The organism is Nocardia sp. NPDC020380, from assembly GCF_044386975.1.
GTDB lineage: Bacteria > Actinomycetota > Actinomycetes > Mycobacteriales > Mycobacteriaceae > Nocardia.
Genome location: NZ_JBIRVQ010000024.1, coordinates 17,213 through 31,796, shown reverse-complemented (window position 1 = coordinate 31,796; position 14,584 = coordinate 17,213). Strand labels below are relative to the sequence as shown.

Below are 14,584 nucleotides of genomic sequence, written 5' to 3'. Positions count from 1 at the left end.
GTCCTTCACACCTCGAATGCCAGGGGAATGTCCGCCGATGCGGCGGGCGGGGCTGCCTCGCGATCACCCGCTGCCGCGGCCAGTGCGGCCGCCTGCGCCGCCACGGTGTCCAGATCGAACAGCAAGCCCACCGCGATGGCGCCGGGCCAGCGCGCTTCCAGGCGCATATGCAGGGCGACCACGCGGTGCGAATTGCCACCTACGTCGAGGAAGCGGTCGACGCGATCGAATTCGTCGTGCAGCAGCACCTCCGACCAGATCTCGCCGAGGGCACGCTCGGTCTCGGTCCAGCCCTCTCGCGACACCGCTTGGCGCACAGCCGAATCGGTCAGCAGGGCGCGCAATGCCGCCTCGTCGAGCTTGCTGCTGCCCGGAGTGATGGGCAGGGCGTCGACGCTCACGAACCGTGCCGGAACCGCCTCGGGGACAAGGCGTTCGGCACAGAATCCGGCCAGCGCGCTCGGCGCGGGAGTGGCTGCCGCGGTGTGCAGCGGCACCCAGAAGGCGGCCAGGTACACCGTTTCGTCGGTATCGATGACGGGCAGCACGACTGCTTCGCGCACGGCGGGATGGTCTTCCAGTACCGCCTCCACCGCACCGCGTTCGATGCGCACGCCGCGGACCTTGACCTGATGGTCGGCCCGGCCATGGAATTCGATGTCGCCGTTGGCATCGGTGAGGGCGAGGTCGCCGGTGCGGTACATGCGCGCACCGGGTTCGGAGGCGAAGGGGTCGGCCACGAATCGGGTCGCGGTCAATCCGGGACGGGCGGCGTAGCCGTCGGCGATCTGCCCGCCGCCCAGGTACAACTCACCGCGAGTGCCGCGACGCACCGGATGCAGCCGCTCGTCGAGGAGATGAGCCGTGGTGCCCGCGGCCGGCTTTCCCATCGGGATGACCTGCCGCGCCACGTCCGTGACGTAGGGGCCGATGCAGGTGATGGTCGCCTCGGTGGGGCCGTATTCGTTGTGGAGTGCCACGGCGGGCAGTACTTCGTGGTGCTCGTCCACCAGGTGCGGTGCGACGGCCTCCCCCATCAGGATCACCGTGCGCAGGCTCGGGCTCAGTTCGGCCAGGCGCGGCAGCGCGAGTCGATAGAACGACGGTGTCGCGATGAAATGCGAAACTTCCCGGCTGCGAGCCAGTTCGGCGACGGCGTCGATATCGCGCATCATCCGGGCATCGGGGAACACACCGGTGCCGCCGACCGCGAGCGGCCAGACCACACCCAGCAGAGCTCCGTCCCAGATCAGCCGCAGGGCCGAAAAGGTGACCAGCGTGCCGTCGTAGTGCGCGTTGTTCCGGGAAGCGATCTGGGTGGCGAGATTCGCCCGCGAGACGACGACCGCTTTCGGGACACCGGTGGACCCGGAGGTGGTGATGGCGTAGGCAGGCGCATGCGATGGCGGCGGGCCGGGCAGCGAGATCCGCGGCAAATCCACCTGCACCGCAACGTCGATCACGACCGGGCCGTTAGTCACATCCGCCAGTGCCGCGGCCGCATGGCCCGGAGTGAGTGGATCGCGGCCGTCGATGAGCACCGCAGCACAATCCAGCGCCGCCAGTACCGCGCCGAGCGAGGACTCCCCGCCGTGGCCGGGTTCGATGACACACCACGCCGCGGCGGCCCGCAATGCCGCGATCATGCCGATCACGGTGTCGAGGTTCTGCTGCTGGTAGACGACGACGGTCTGTCCCGGCCGAACCCCGGACGCGACCAGGCGGCGCGCGAGAGTCGTTGTTGCGGTGTCGAGTTCGCGGTAGGTGAGCGAGCGTTGCCCGACCACGATCGCGAGGCGATCGGGTACCCGGTCGATCTGGGCCAGTAGGCCGTCGAGCAGATCGGTGCTCATCGAACGACCTCGACATGGCCTGTGCCGCTGATGCTTTCGGCGGGTTCGGTGCAGGTGAGCAGGATCCGGTCGCCGTCTTTCTCGGCCACGTCGAACCCGGCGAAGCGCAGCGTAACGAGCATGACCCGATTCACCGGTGTGGCAACGAATTCCGCCGCCGCACGCAATCCCGCCGCCTGCGCGCGGCGCACCACCTCGGCGATGAGAGTGGTACCGACCCCGCGCGACATGACACGACAGGACATCAGCAGCAGGAGCAACACCGAATCGGTGCCGCGCTGTTCGGTCACCGCCAGTCCGATCGTGCCGTAGTCACCGAAGCGGTCGCTCAAGGCGGCCACGAGCACCTCGTGACGCGCGGAGGCGCACAGTGCCCGCAGCTCGTCCATGTCGAAGGTTCTGCCGGTGGTGTTGAGCTGGTGGGTGCGTTCGGTCAGCTCGTGGGCGCGCACCAGATCCGCCTCGCTCGCCGCGCTGACCGTCATGACCAGCTCGAGTGAGGCCAGGAAGTCCGCATTCGAGCCGCTGAATTCGGCCTCGGAGGCTTTTCGTTCGCGCTCGGCGAGATAGAGCAGTCGACGCTGTCGTGCCTCGGGCGTGGCTGTGGCCGGGGTGAATTCGGCAAGGCCCGGGAGCTCGGCGATCCGGTCGGCGGAATAGCAGTGGACCTCCGGGCAGGCGGCGGCCACCTCGGCCAGTTCGACCGGGTCGTTGTCGACGAAGGCGATCGTGTCGCGGCCGATATTGAGGGTTTCGGCGATGCGGCGGATGGCCTCCGATTTGGGGCCCCACCCGATCTCGACCGCCGAGAACAAGTCCTCGATCCCATGGGTACGCAAATGTGCTGTGGCAGCGGCAGGTTCACCACGACTCGCGACGGCATGCAGGATGCCGCGTTCATCCAGTGTCCGGAGTGTGTGCAGCACTTCCGGTTTCGGTGCCCCGCCGTCGGACTCCAGCACGACACCGGGCCACACCGTGTCGTCGAGGTCCCAGACCAGGCATTTCACCGTCGTTGCCATCACAGCCTCCGCAAGAGGGCGGCGCTCCACGCGGCGACCGGGCTGCTGTTCAACAACAGCGCGTACTCACCGGTCGCGCGGGTGGGGGCGGCAGCCTCCAGATTGAGCAGCATGTCCATCGAGCCCAGGTGCCCGTAGGCCGCGAGATTGCTGCGGCAGGCCTTGTCGACGGGGCGGTCCAGGGCTTCCTCCCAGAAGGCGAAGGCGCCGGCCGACAGGTTCTGCATGAGGATCGGGCCGATAGCGCTGTCTGGAATGCCGTTGCGGTGCAGCAGTTCCGGGATGATGGCGTCGAATCGTTTCTTGCTCTCGACGGCGAGGCGGAAGGAGTAGGTGGATTCGCTCGCGCACTCCTCGACCCAGTCGTCGGAGCCGATATCGCGGTAGTCGATGCGGAACAGGTCCGCGTATTTGCCTTCGCTGCGCACGATCTGGTCGACGAACTCCCAGCGGGCGGGACCGTCGGTGGTGACCAGCAGTGCGGCCGCACCGTCGCCGAGCAATGTCATGGGGGCGCGGTAGCGATGGCGGGTGGGGGTCTTTGCGGCGGTGACCACCAGAACATTGCGGCAGTGGGCATCCGCGCGGACCAGGCCCGCGGCCAGAGTCAGTGCGGCGGAGACGGATACGCAGCCCAGGTCCCCGGCCGCCGTGGTGAAGGCACGGATCGCGCCGATCCGGTGTTGCAGCCGGGTCGCTTCCGAGGCGAGCAGGTACTGCGGCGCGCGGCCGGTGACCAGGATCAGTGCGTCCAGGTCGGCGGCGGCGAGCGCGGCCTCTTCCAGGGCCACCCGTGCGGCTTCGGCGGCGAGATCGACCTCGGTCATGCCCTCGGCGGTGCGCACGGTGTCGATGCCCAGGGCCAGCGCGTGTTCGCGTCGGTTGGCGGGCAGTTCGGTCAGCTCCGCGAGCGTGGCGACCTCGGCGATGGGGTCGGGGAACCAGGTTGCGACCGGGCCCAGTAGTACGGGTTCGTTCATGATCGTGCACTCCGTAGGACGTGCTCGCCCATGGTCACCTCGGCGACCTCCTGTGCTCCCTCGATGATTTGCATGACTTTCGCGTCGCGATAGAACCGTCCAACCCGGCTGTCGGGGGCACAGCCCGCGGCGCCGAGCACCTGCACGGCGCGTTCGCTCACCGCGGCCGCGACAGTGGCGGCGGCGTATTTGGCGGCGATGGTGAGGATCAGCGCTTGCGGTGAACCCGCGATACGCGCGTCGGCCGCGCGCTCGCAGAGTGCCTGTGCGCCTTCGACTTCCGCCCATCCACGGCCGAGTGTGGCACGGATCAGCTGATGTTCGGCCAGTGCAGCGCCGCCCTGGACGCGGGTGGCCGCATGCGCGGCGGCATCGTCGAGGCAGGCGCGGGCCAGCCCGACCCCACCCCACGCGACGGTGTAGCGGCCATGATCCAAAGCGGTGCCCAGGACATGGGACAGCCCGAATCCCGGAGGTGCGATCAGCTGGGTGGCGGGGATGCGCACGCGATCGAACCGGACGGTCGCCAGCCGCGCACCGCGCAACCCGAGCCCGCTCTCGGCAGCGTCCACATCAACCCCGGGCAGGTCTCGATCCACCAGCGCCGCAGACAGCCCTCCCGGCGCTCTACCGAGCACGAGGTAGACGTCCGCACGCTGACCGAATGTCACCCACAGCTTGGTTCCGGAGACCAGGAAGTCCGAGCCGTCGGGTTCGAATATCGTAGCAACAGTGGACAATTCGGTCCCCGCACCGGCTTCGGTCGCGGCCAGCGCGGCAATAAGCTCACCGGCGGTGAGCCGCGGCAGCCAAGCCTCACGTTGTGCGGGTGTCCCCCACCGATCCACCGCGGCGGCCACCATGCCGTGCACGGTGACCAGTGACCGCAGGCTGGTGCATGCGTGTCCGAGCGTCGCGGCCAATCGGCCGAGCTCTTGTGCATCGAGTGCTGCGCCTCCGAAGGAGGCGGGCCGGTCCGCCGCCAGCACACCGTTGCGCGCCGCGAGCTCGATCATCTCGTCGGGCAGCCCGTCGCGATCCCACTGAGCCGCATCACAGGCCGCGGCCTGCACGAGGTCATCCACCGCTAGCACGAGTGGCTGCCCTCGCCCCGTTTGCGGGCGACGAACGCCGCCGCACGCGCGGCACTGCGAAAGTTGTCGAGCTCGAGATCATCGACCTCCACCGAGATCCCGTAGGTGCTCTCCACGTGCACGACGATCTCCAGCGCCCGCAGTGAATTCACCAGTCCAAGCGCGAAAATATCGTCATCGGGCGCTAATTCGCTCTCGGCCATCGACCCGAAGTAAGCCAGCAACTCCTCGGTCAACTCCGCCCGATGCTGTCCGACCCACGCCAGATCCTCCACCGAAATGCCCTCTCATCGTCTCCTCACGACGGGCACATCGACCGGCCCAACCGCGTAGACCACGACACCATCGCGGTTGTCCCCGAACAAGCCCCGGGTTTCACGGGCGGACGGCCGGAAATGCGGTGACCAATTCGGCGCGCGCACCTTGGCAACTGGCAGTGAAGTCGCGCCACGTCGTCGGTGTGGGCGCGAGTGCCCTGTCCACGGCAGCGCGAGTGCCGTGCCAGAGCCCGTCACGCAAGCCGAGCTGGAGAGCTACCCTCGACGAGGCACGGCCGCACGTATTCTCGACTGCACAATGTGGACCTGTGAGTGGCGCACCGAGTGGGGAGCACGCTGAGCGTCGGCCAGATTTATGCCGGCTATCGGATCGAGGGATCGCTGGGTGAAGGAGGGATGGGCAAGGTTTATCTCGCTCGCGACCGCAACCTGAACCGCTCGGTAGCGTTGAAGCTGTTGACAAATGCAAAGGTCAACGCCGATCGCGACGGAGAACTGCGGCTGCGGTTCGAACTGGAGGCGGACCTGGTGGCCCGTCTTCAGCATCCGAATATCGTCACTGTCTACGATTGCTCTGGCGAAAGAACCGAACTCGCGCTATCTCACCTGCCAGGCACTCGCCACGGCTGCGGTCGACGCCCTGAAACCCTCTGAGCCTCCACCACCTTCCTCGCCGCCACCAATGCCGGAGTGGGACAAGGAACCGCGGCCTGAAGAGAGATCCGAACAGGCACCGCCCGCAACCCCGAGCGCAATCGAAGCCGCAAAGGCACGCAACGTCGACCTATCCAAAATCAAGGGCACCGGTCCAGAAGGATTGATCCTCGTCCAGGATGTCTACAGCGCCCCGTCGCCCAGCCCGACCCGCAGCTCCACCGAAGCCTTCGTCTTCTTCGTCACCGTCTTCGGTGGCGGCGGTGGCTTGGCAATTTACTACGGGACACATCACGGAACGACGAACTATCTCGACCTCGTAATCGGCGCTGCCGGAATAATATTCGCAATCGTCGGCCTGATCGAGCGGGTACGTACCGCATCGGAAAAGTGAACTCACGGCCGGGCTCGAAGCACCCAACTCGACTACAGGGAACTAGATCAGGTCTTCCAGGGTGCGGTCGTGTGAGAACTGGGCACGCTCGACCAGGGACGCGATCACGGGTGGATCCAACGGTGACCCATCCTCGCGTGCCAACCGCGTATCCACGTCCGCCAGCGGCGAACCTACGATGAAACCTCGTCCGCGTTTCACGCCACGGTCATGTCGGTAGGTGACCGGAAACATGCCGGCGGCGTAGTACAGGGTGCCCATCAGCGACAGATACAGGTTCGGCTGCACCGCGATACACCAGCCGGAATCGCCGTGATCGCGGACGAATCGGCGTGGGCGAAGCCGCCCGGCCGCCAAAACGCTTTTCTGCCGCTCGAATTCGTACAAGGGAAGCGCGGCCACCTCATCGAGCAGCACGGGCATCAGAATGTCGATGGTCTCGGCCTGGGCCTGCCATAGCACCTGCGCCCATCGCGCCTGCTCGACCTGTTCGGCACGTTTGCGCTGCAGCTCCTGCCGCACTTCGTCGCTGGACATCGCCGCCGCTCGCTTCCGGATCACCTCGAGGCAGACCGCACCAAGCTTCCCACTGCCGTCAAGGTCAGCGGCAGGTATCAGTGGTAATCGCGTGGTACCGCGAGCATTTTGAGAGTCATCACCCAGGCGGCTGCCAGGCCTGCGCTGCCGGCCAAGGCGGTGGGCAACGACTTGATCAGTGCGGCAAGTCCCAGGAAGAACACCAGGCATGCGGTCAGGGCCAAGACGGTGCTGGTGAGATCGGCCCTCGTCGTATTCGTAGGCCGATTACGTGAGTTTATGATCATGCACAGAGAATTGCCCAAACAGGTATTTATCAAACCGTGATTCGCCGACGGGATCCGAAATATCTATATCCGCACTGGTGGAAGCCGAAAAATTCGCGAAATCAACCTCGCCGCACCGCCTGTAGAGGAGCTGATTTCGATCGCTTGTTTCATTTCGGATCGAAACGGGTACCAAAGTACGCGCGACCGCCGCTCTCGGGGCAGCGGTCCGAACAGCAAGCGTCCAAACGCATCCCGGAGCGGCGGAGCGAGTCAGCGAGTCGACCAAAGTCCGGCCGGTTGCCCGGCTACCAGCGATACCAGCGGCGGCGGGTGCCTGCGGAGTCGACGCTGCGGAAGGCGAATCCGAGTAGCCAGATCGCCAGGACGACGATCGCCACCCACCACAGGACTTTCACCAGGAAGCCCAATCCAACGAACACGAGCGCCAGCAACAGAACGAGCAGCAATATAGCCATGACGATCTACCTCCTGCGGCCCGCATACCCGCATGCGCGAATCCCTAACGGGCACAACCGCGCAAGCGCATCGGTACCTAGGTTCGGGTGCCCGATTCTGCGGTGATGGCGGCGATGAAGTCGGGTAGGTCCCCGGGGTTGCGTGAGGTGATCAGCGTCCAGCCGCCGTGGTCACTGCGCACGACCGGTTCATCGGCCCAGTCCGCGCCCGCGTTGACCAGGTCGGTCCGCAGAGAGGAGTAGGACGTCATGGTCTTGCCCGCGACCAGGTCGGCGTCGACCAGCAGCCATGGACCGTGACAGATGGCCGCGATCGGCCTGCCGTCCTGGGCCACCGCTTGGACGAGTTTCTTTGCGCCGGCGTCGGTTCGGAGTTTGTCGGCGTTGACCGTGCCGCCGGGGATCACCAGCACGTCGAACAAGCCGGGTTCGACCCTGTCGATGGCGATATCGGGTTGTACGGCGTCGGCCGGGTCGAGATCGTGCCGGTAGGTTTGCACCGCGGTTCTTTTCGGCGCCGCATGAGTGACCTGTGCGCCGCGCGAGCGCAACCGGTCCCTGGGCACGGTCAGCTCATCATGTTCCACGCCGGTGTTCGAGGTGACGATCAGCACGCGCACCCCATCGAGTTCGTTCGACATCGGAAATCTCTCCTTACGCCGGATTCGGTGATCATCGAGGCGCTACCCGTCCCTCGACTGTTCAATCGCCGGGTCGCGAGGACATCGCCGGGAAGGCACATCGATCGATTCGCCAGTTCTGGGTACCGCCGAGATAGTTCGCGAAAGGAGTACATGTGCGCTCACGCCTTCTGACTGCCTCCACTTGCCTGGTCATGCTGGCCGTTCCGGCCTGCGACTACACCCAGGGCGATACTCGATTGCCACCCCAGCCCTCCACCGCAGCCGGTCAGCCCGACACCTCCGAAAGCGTCGTCCCACCGTGGAACTCGCTGGCGAACACTACTCCGGCCGCGATCGCACCAGCGACACTGCGCAACATGTTCTGCACGAATCTCATGCCTCAGCTGACGCGGATCGGCCACGACGCGGGCAAGTCTGCCGTCGACCGGACGGTCGATGCCACCATCGCCGACTACCCGTCCACCGGAGACTGGCGGAAGTTGACCGGCGGACAGCGCCGGGCAGCGATCGACGGGACTCATGACGCCGCGACGGGCACCTGCCCCGTCGGCTGAATCAAGCTATGTCCTCAATGCCCTTGTCGCATCTCCGAGCTCGGCCCCGATCCCCTGCGCCGGCGACGCCATTCGGTGACGATCACCGTGCTACCGGCGAGCAGCAGCACAGCGCATGCGACAGCGGCGATCACCGCCCAGCCGCCGAATCCGTAGCCGGCCGCGACCAGTGTCAGTGCGAGTGCGGCGATACCCAGGCCCACCAGGCCCGCGCCCAGCACATTGACGGTGTCCTCGATCCCCTCGGCTTGGTGCTTGCGCGTGTAGCGCCGCCATCGTGGTCCGGCGTTTCCTCGCGGGGCTTGCAGCGAACCGTTCATCGTCTGTCGGTCATCCGGCATGGGATGCCTCCTTCCGCGCACGCGGTGCGCTTGTCGATCTGACGGTCCGGGTACTACCCGCATCCGCATCGCTGAATCCGGTGATTCGGCTGGCGCCCGGTTTGAGTAGGCTGATCCGAACCATGATCGTTTGGGTTCCGACCAGGTCAGGGAGGTGCCGATGCCGGGTGATGCGCGCCGGGTGAGCAAGGGGTTCGATCGCGTCATCGCGGGAGCCGATGACGCGATGTGGATCGTCACCACCGTTACCGACGGGCGCCGCGCGGGGTGCCTGGTCGGGTTCGGCGCCCAGGTCAGCATCGAGCCGCGGCGGTTCCTGGCCTGCCTGTCGACTGCGAATTACACCTACGGCGTGGCCACCTCCGCGCAGCATCTCGCAGTCCATCTGATCTCCTCGGAATCGCTGGCACTGGCGCAGCTCTTCGGTGCCGAAACCGGCTCGGAGATAGACAAATTCGAGCATTGCGAATGGCACGAGGGACCGCACTCGCTGCCGATCCTCGCCGGCGCCGCGGGCTGGTTCACCGGAGAGATCCTGCGGCGCGACGGCTTCGGCGATCACGTCGGTTTCCTGCTCGCACCGACTGCCGCCCAACCACCCGACCCCGGAAATCAGCCCTTGCGCTTCCACGAGGTCGGCGAACTCATCCCGGGCCACCCGGCCTGATCCAGCCGCCGGTCCGGTGGTCAGCTCAATGGTCGCGGGCCGGGAACATCTCCTGAGCCTTGGTCTTCGCGCCCTGCGCCACGAGATGCCAGCCGCCGGGATCGCCGCGCAGGATCGCTTCGGCGACGTCCTTCATCTCTTCCCAGGTGGCGTGCGGCGGGATGGGCGGCACCTCGGGATCGGTCCGAATATCCAGTACCACGGGCCCATCCGCCGACAGCGCCGCGTCCCACGCGGGACCGACGTCGTCCCCGCTGTCCACCTGGAGGGCCGCCAAGCCCGCGGTGCGTGCGATGTCGGCGTAGGAGATGTCCGGAAGTGCCTGGGATTGCTCGAATTTCGGCGCGCCGCCCATGGCGCGCAGTTCCCAGGTGACCTGGTTGAGGTCGTTGTTGTGGAAGACGCACACGATCAAGCGCGGATCGCTCCAGCGGTCGCGGTAGCGGGCGATGGTCAGCAGTTCGGCCATGCCGTTCATCTGCATCGCACCGTCGCCGACCAGGGCGATGGCGGGGCGGTCCGGATGGGCGAATTTGGCGCCGATGGCATAGGGCACACCGGGTCCCATGGTGGCGAGGGTGCCCGACAACGTGCCGCGGATATCGCCGTGCATGCGCAGGCAGCGCGCGTACCAATTGGTCGACGAGCCCGAATCCGCAGTCACCATGGCGTTGTCGGGGATGCGCTGGGACAACTCCCACACCACCCGCATGGGGTTGACCGGTTTGGCCTCGAGCATCGATTGCCGTTGCACGATCTGCCACCAGCGGACCACGTTCTCCGCGATCTCCTGTGACCAGGCCCGGTCCGGATTCTCGTACAGCAGTGGAATCAGTTCCGTCAGCGTGGTTTTGGCGTCGCCAACGAGATTCACCTCGGTGGGATAGCGCATGCCGATCATGGCACCGTCGATGTCGATCTGGATGGCACGCGCCTGCCCGAAGCCGGGCATGAACTGCGCGTAAGGGAAGTTCGAGCCGACAATGAGCAGAGTGTCGCAGTCGCGCATGAGCTCGTAGCTGGGCCGGGTACCCAACAGTCCGATCGAACCGGTCACGTACGGCAGCTCGTCGGAGAGTACATCCTTGCCCAGCAAGGCCTTTGCCACGCCTGCGCCGGTCAGCTCCGCGATGCGCTTGACCTCCTCGGCCGCGCCACGCGCGCCCTGCCCGATCAGGATGGCGACGCGCGATCCGGCGTTGAGGATCTCTGCTGCGCGTTCGATCTGGTCCTGCGGTGGCCTGATCTGAGGAGCGCCCGGCAATTCGGCGGTGCTGAAGGGGATTTGCTTGAAATCGTGGCTGGGTTCCTCGTATTTCTGCTCCTGCAGATCGGAGGGGATGATCACCGCCGTCGGCGCCCGCCGCGCGGCCGCGGTGCGAAAGGCACGGTCCAGCGCGTTGGGCAGCTGGCTCGAGACGTTCACCTCGACCAGATAGTCCGAGGCGACATCCTTGAACAGGCTCTGCAGATCCACTTCCTGCTGATAACTGCCGCCCATAGCGCTGCGCGCGGTCTGCCCGACGATGGCCACCACCGGCACGTGGTCGAGTTTGGCGTCGTAGAGCCCGTTGAGCAGGTGGATGGCACCGGGCCCGGAGGTGGCCATACACACACCGACCTTGCCACTGAATTTCGCGTATCCGGTGGCTTGGAAGGCTGCCATTTCCTCATGTCTGGCCTGAATGAACGCGGGCATGTCCTCGGCGCGGCCGAAGGCGGCGATGAGCCCGTTGATCCCGTCGCCCGGATATCCGAAGACCTGTTCCACGCCCCATTCCCGTAGTCGTTGCACGACATGATCACCGACTTGTCGCGTCATGGTTACTCCTGTTCGTGTTCTGCCCGGCACTGACAGCGCCGGGATACCCGAGGCCGCCGGTGGCAATCACCCCGCACTTCGTGGACCGGAAGTTCCTATCCCCGAGCGTGTTTCACGGGTCGCATCGAGGGAAGGCAGCCACAATCAGGACATTTCACCCCAAGGAGACCCTCATGTCAGCGAGCCCAGCACTACAGATGCTCTCCGACGCCCCCGCTGACTCCCCCGGCAATCGGGTGGGTGGCACCGTGGTGTGGTTCGATGCCGCCAAAGGGTTCGGTTTCATTTCCTTGGACGAGCAGCCGCAGCGGCGGGTGTTCGTCGAGTATTCCGGGATCGACCTACCCGGCTACCGCACTCTCACCGAACGACAGCCGGTGACCTTCACCGTCCAGCACGATGAGCGCGGCGCACGCGCTGCCACCGTGCGTCCCCGCTGACCACCCTCCCCTCACCACAGATTCCATACCCAACCAGCGGTTTAACGTGCGCGCCCGGTGGTATCGCGGCACTGCTCATGTGATGCCGCCCGCTGCCGCAACGATCTTCCGCACCGCCTACCTTCGCCACTTCCGCATCGAGGAGCCTTGATATGGACTCTGCCGAAACACGTCTGGCCGCTTCGGCTCTCGCCGCCGTCGAATTGCTCTGCCGCATGACAGAACGGCACGCCGGGCGGCGGCCACCCACCGCCGCCGAAGCCGCCGGAACCATCGTGGCCGGCCTGAGCATCAGCCGACTCGCCGAGGCGAGGAAGGACCTGCGGGTGCATTTCGACCTCAACCCCGACGATATCGACCTGGATTTCCACCCGGCCACAGCCACCGTCCCGCCCGTTCCGCCCGCGCAGCCACCGGACCCGTTCGAGCCTCCGACCCCGCCCGAACCGGATCCTGCGCCCCGACCGCCTGCCCCGATGCCGCCGCTCCCGCCGGTCCCGGAACCGGGTGGGCCCATACCTCCCCCGCCGCCGGATGATCCGCCTTCGCCGCTGCCGGACCCGAGGTGGCAGGCGCTCGGGGCTGCGCGCCCGGAGGCGATCAGCCGCTAGCAGCGCAACGAAATACGGTGGTGTCCGTGGCCCGCGCGGTCGTAGTCTGCGCGGGTTATGAATTCTTACGAGATCCGCGGAGACTTCGACCGCGACACGATCGTCGTCTACCAAGCCTTCAACGACGACATCGCCACTGCCGCCGTGGCCGCACAGCGGCTGGTCGAGCCGTTCTCACTCAACCGCATGACTTGGATCAAGCCGTCGTTCCGCTGGCTCATGCACCGCAGTAACTGGGCTCGCAAGCCCGGCCAGGAACGCATTCTCGCAGTCCGCATCACTCGGGTGGGCTGGGAAGAAGCCCTGGCTCAGGCCGTCCTCACCAGTCCCGAGCGTCGCGTCTACAGCGATGCGGCACGGTGGCGGGCGCTGTTCAAACATGCTGTCGTACATGTGCAATGGGATCCGGAGTATTCGATCCAGGGTGAAAGCTCGATCATCGCAGCATCCAGGTCGGGTTGTCGCGACACATCATCGAGCGCTACGTCAACGACTGGACAGTAGAGATCCGCGACCTCACCCCGCTCGTCCGCAAAGCCTCCGCGCACCTGCGCGAGGGCCGCGCCGACCGCGCCAAGGACCTCATGCCCGCCGAGAAGCACTACCCGCTCGACGAGCAACTCGCGAAAAGCATTGGGGCTCTGTGACTTGTGATGCACATGAGCCCGAAAAACCGTGACTGGAGGACGATCGATCCGCTGACGGTAACTCCGCAGCGCAGCAATGTAACCCGGTGTCACGGAACAGCTGCCCGGTGTGTGCCGGGAAGCGCAGCGCGACTTCCACGCTGTCGGTAGTACTCATCGAACCTCCGCAGGCGCCTCGATCCACCACTGCGAGGCCACACTCGGAACGAAACCCGGTCAAGTCTCGCAGCTACCCGGCCTCACCCGGCGCAAACGCGCGGCGACTGGCGTGAACACGGCTGCCGTAGCGGTGGCGCCACGGATGCAGGACCCACATCGCGGCGAACAGCAACGCGAACACCACGCCCGCGGCGATGCCGCCCGCCGGGCCGGCAACGGTGTCGAAGATGAGTGTCGCGACACCGGTCAGCGATACGCCCAGCAGCGTCAGCCCGGCGATGGCGTAGCGGTGCGCGGCGGTCACCACACTCTGTATCCGGTGCTGGCGGAACAGCATCCGGTGCGCTGCCACCGGCGCGACCAGGCAGATCGTGGCGCTCACCGATCCGGCGACATCGATCAGGTACAGCACTCGCATCGGCGTGGACAGCCCTGCGAACCGGTTCTGGAACGGCAGGGTCAGCAGGAAACCGGTCAGCAGCTGCACACCGGTCTGCACTACGCGCAGTTCCTGCATGAGGCTGCCCCAATTGCGATCCAGCGCTTCGGTTTCGGTCTCGTGCCTGCCGTTCGACACCGGTGTGGCGGCGCTACCCTCGCTGGGCATCGTGACCTCCTCTGCTGGTCCTGATCTACGCCGTTTACCCGGGAACGTTTCCTTCAACCGGTGCACGTTTGGGCGTGCCGGGCCAGGGTAGGGCGCATTTGCGAGCAACTCGCGCGTGACCACGACCGATCCGCCGAGAATCGATCCCGAGATACGAGGTGTGAAATGCCCAAGCAGTGGAGCGCCAAGCAGGAACGACAGTACGAACACATCAAGGACTCCGCCGAAGGCCGCGGCGAGGAACCCGATCGGGCCGAGGAGATCGCCGCGCGCACGGTCAACAAGAACCGCGCCCGTGCCGGTCAGACCAAGACCGCCAGCCGCACCTCCCTCGAGGGCAAGTCACCCCAGCAGCGCGGCGGTCAGCGCTCCGGCAAGGCCGGCCCGAAGGGCCTGACCCGCGATCAGCTCTACAACGAGGCCCGGCAGCGCAACATCCGCGGCCGCTCCCGGATGTCCAAATCCGAACTGGCCGAAGCGCTCGGCAAGAACTGAGGAGACCCCGTCTCCGGGTTTGACAGTCGCCAGGCCGGGC

The 14,584-nt window shown here is 66.2% G+C and carries 19 protein-coding genes and 1 pseudogene; 8 read left to right on the top strand and 12 right to left on the bottom strand.

What is annotated here, in order from left to right; all coding sequences use genetic code 11:
• Window positions 1-5: 5 nt before the first annotated feature.
• From ACH438_RS42605 to ACH438_RS42585, 5 genes are read right to left on the bottom strand one after another with little or no spacing between them, the layout of a single operon-like run.
• Entirely contained in the window at window positions 6-1,853 is a 1,848-nt protein-coding gene (locus ACH438_RS42605; protein WP_397016294.1) for an amino acid adenylation domain-containing protein, read from the bottom strand.
• On the bottom strand, window positions 1,850-2,875 hold the full coding sequence (locus tag ACH438_RS42600; protein ID WP_397016292.1) for an HAD-IIIC family phosphatase: 1,026 nt from the start codon (window positions 2,873-2,875) through the stop codon (window positions 1,850-1,852). Before ACH438_RS42600 ends, ACH438_RS42605 begins: the two co-directional genes overlap by 4 nt.
• Entirely contained in the window at window positions 2,875-3,855 is a 981-nt protein-coding gene (locus ACH438_RS42595) for a 3-oxoacyl-ACP synthase (RefSeq protein ID WP_397016290.1), read from the bottom strand. The genes ACH438_RS42600 and ACH438_RS42595 overlap by 1 nt, the downstream gene beginning before the upstream one ends.
• On the bottom strand, window positions 3,852-4,949 hold the full coding sequence (locus ACH438_RS42590) for an acyl-CoA dehydrogenase family protein (protein WP_397016288.1): 1,098 nt from the start codon (window positions 4,947-4,949) through the stop codon (window positions 3,852-3,854). Before ACH438_RS42590 ends, ACH438_RS42595 begins: the two co-directional genes overlap by 4 nt.
• Window positions 4,943-5,224 (bottom strand): acyl carrier protein, encoded by a 282-nt coding sequence (locus tag ACH438_RS42585; RefSeq protein WP_397016286.1) that lies wholly within the window; start codon window positions 5,222-5,224, stop codon window positions 4,943-4,945. The genes ACH438_RS42590 and ACH438_RS42585 overlap by 7 nt, the downstream gene beginning before the upstream one ends.
• A 327-nt stretch (window positions 5,225-5,551) precedes the next feature.
• Between ACH438_RS42585 and ACH438_RS42580 the strand changes: the two genes are divergently transcribed.
• Together ACH438_RS42580 and ACH438_RS42575 are read left to right on the top strand one after the other, a co-directional pair.
• Complete coding sequence (locus ACH438_RS42580; RefSeq protein ID WP_397016284.1) at window positions 5,552-5,881, top strand: protein kinase; 330 nt, start codon at window positions 5,552-5,554, stop codon at window positions 5,879-5,881.
• Between the two features lie 28 nt (window positions 5,882-5,909).
• Complete coding sequence (locus ACH438_RS42575) at window positions 5,910-6,275, top strand: E3 binding domain-containing protein (protein ID WP_397016282.1); 366 nt, start codon at window positions 5,910-5,912, stop codon at window positions 6,273-6,275.
• A 42-nt stretch (window positions 6,276-6,317) separates the two neighbouring features.
• On the opposite strand, the gene ACH438_RS42570 is transcribed toward ACH438_RS42575, so the two are convergent.
• From ACH438_RS42570 to ACH438_RS42555, 4 genes are all read right to left on the bottom strand, one after another.
• A complete protein-coding gene (locus tag ACH438_RS42570; RefSeq protein ID WP_397016280.1) occupies window positions 6,318-6,812 on the bottom strand; it encodes a hypothetical protein in 495 nt (164 codons plus the stop codon).
• Window positions 6,813-6,889: 77 nt separating this feature from the next.
• Window positions 6,890-7,099, bottom strand: a complete 210-nt coding sequence (locus ACH438_RS42565) for a hypothetical protein (RefSeq protein ID WP_397016278.1) — start codon at window positions 7,097-7,099, stop codon at window positions 6,890-6,892.
• A 287-nt stretch (window positions 7,100-7,386) separates the two neighbouring features.
• Window positions 7,387-7,557, bottom strand: a complete 171-nt coding sequence (locus tag ACH438_RS42560; protein ID WP_397016276.1) for a hypothetical protein — start codon at window positions 7,555-7,557, stop codon at window positions 7,387-7,389.
• A gap of 77 nt (window positions 7,558-7,634) precedes the next feature.
• Entirely contained in the window at window positions 7,635-8,198 is a 564-nt protein-coding gene (locus tag ACH438_RS42555) for a type 1 glutamine amidotransferase domain-containing protein (RefSeq protein ID WP_397016274.1), read from the bottom strand.
• A 155-nt stretch (window positions 8,199-8,353) separates the two neighbouring features.
• Between ACH438_RS42555 and ACH438_RS42550 the strand changes: the two genes are divergently transcribed.
• Window positions 8,354-8,755 (top strand): hypothetical protein, encoded by a 402-nt coding sequence (locus ACH438_RS42550; RefSeq protein WP_397016272.1) that lies wholly within the window; start codon window positions 8,354-8,356, stop codon window positions 8,753-8,755.
• A gap of 14 nt (window positions 8,756-8,769) precedes the next feature.
• Here ACH438_RS42550 and ACH438_RS42545 read toward each other — a convergent pair whose 3' ends face one another.
• Window positions 8,770-9,096, bottom strand: coding sequence for a hypothetical protein (locus ACH438_RS42545; RefSeq protein ID WP_397016270.1), 327 nt, complete (start codon window positions 9,094-9,096; stop codon window positions 8,770-8,772).
• A gap of 160 nt (window positions 9,097-9,256) precedes the next feature.
• Here ACH438_RS42545 and ACH438_RS42540 point away from each other — a divergent pair, with 160 nt between their 5' ends.
• Window positions 9,257-9,763 (top strand): flavin reductase family protein, encoded by a 507-nt coding sequence (locus ACH438_RS42540; RefSeq protein ID WP_397016268.1) that lies wholly within the window; start codon window positions 9,257-9,259, stop codon window positions 9,761-9,763.
• Window positions 9,764-9,788: 25 nt separating this feature from the next.
• Here ACH438_RS42540 and ACH438_RS42535 read toward each other — a convergent pair whose 3' ends face one another.
• The gene (locus tag ACH438_RS42535; protein ID WP_397016266.1) at window positions 9,789-11,585 is read right to left on the bottom strand and encodes a thiamine pyrophosphate-requiring protein; all 1,797 of its coding nucleotides are present in this window, start codon (window positions 11,583-11,585) and stop codon (window positions 9,789-9,791) included.
• Window positions 11,586-11,758: 173 nt separating this feature from the next.
• Here ACH438_RS42535 and ACH438_RS42530 point away from each other — a divergent pair, with 173 nt between their 5' ends.
• From ACH438_RS42530 to ACH438_RS42520, 3 genes and pseudogenes are all read left to right on the top strand, one after another.
• Window positions 11,759-12,025: a cold-shock protein gene (locus tag ACH438_RS42530; protein ID WP_397016264.1), complete on the top strand. Its 267-nt coding sequence runs from the start codon at window positions 11,759-11,761 to the stop codon at window positions 12,023-12,025.
• 152 nt (window positions 12,026-12,177) lie between these two features.
• Window positions 12,178-12,636, top strand: coding sequence for a hypothetical protein (locus ACH438_RS42525; protein WP_397016262.1), 459 nt, complete (start codon window positions 12,178-12,180; stop codon window positions 12,634-12,636).
• 57 nt (window positions 12,637-12,693) lie between these two features.
• Window positions 12,694-13,283: pseudogene (locus ACH438_RS42520) on the top strand (DUF4291 domain-containing protein).
• A gap of 229 nt (window positions 13,284-13,512) precedes the next feature.
• Here the strand turns inward: ACH438_RS42520 and ACH438_RS42515 are convergent.
• Complete coding sequence (locus ACH438_RS42515) at window positions 13,513-14,049, bottom strand: DUF6328 family protein (RefSeq protein ID WP_397016260.1); 537 nt, start codon at window positions 14,047-14,049, stop codon at window positions 13,513-13,515.
• Between the two features lie 165 nt (window positions 14,050-14,214).
• Here ACH438_RS42515 and ACH438_RS42510 point away from each other — a divergent pair, with 165 nt between their 5' ends.
• The gene (locus ACH438_RS42510) at window positions 14,215-14,544 is read left to right on the top strand and encodes a plasmid stabilization protein (RefSeq protein WP_397016258.1); all 330 of its coding nucleotides are present in this window, start codon (window positions 14,215-14,217) and stop codon (window positions 14,542-14,544) included.
• The last annotated feature ends 40 nt before the right edge of the window (window positions 14,545-14,584 follow it).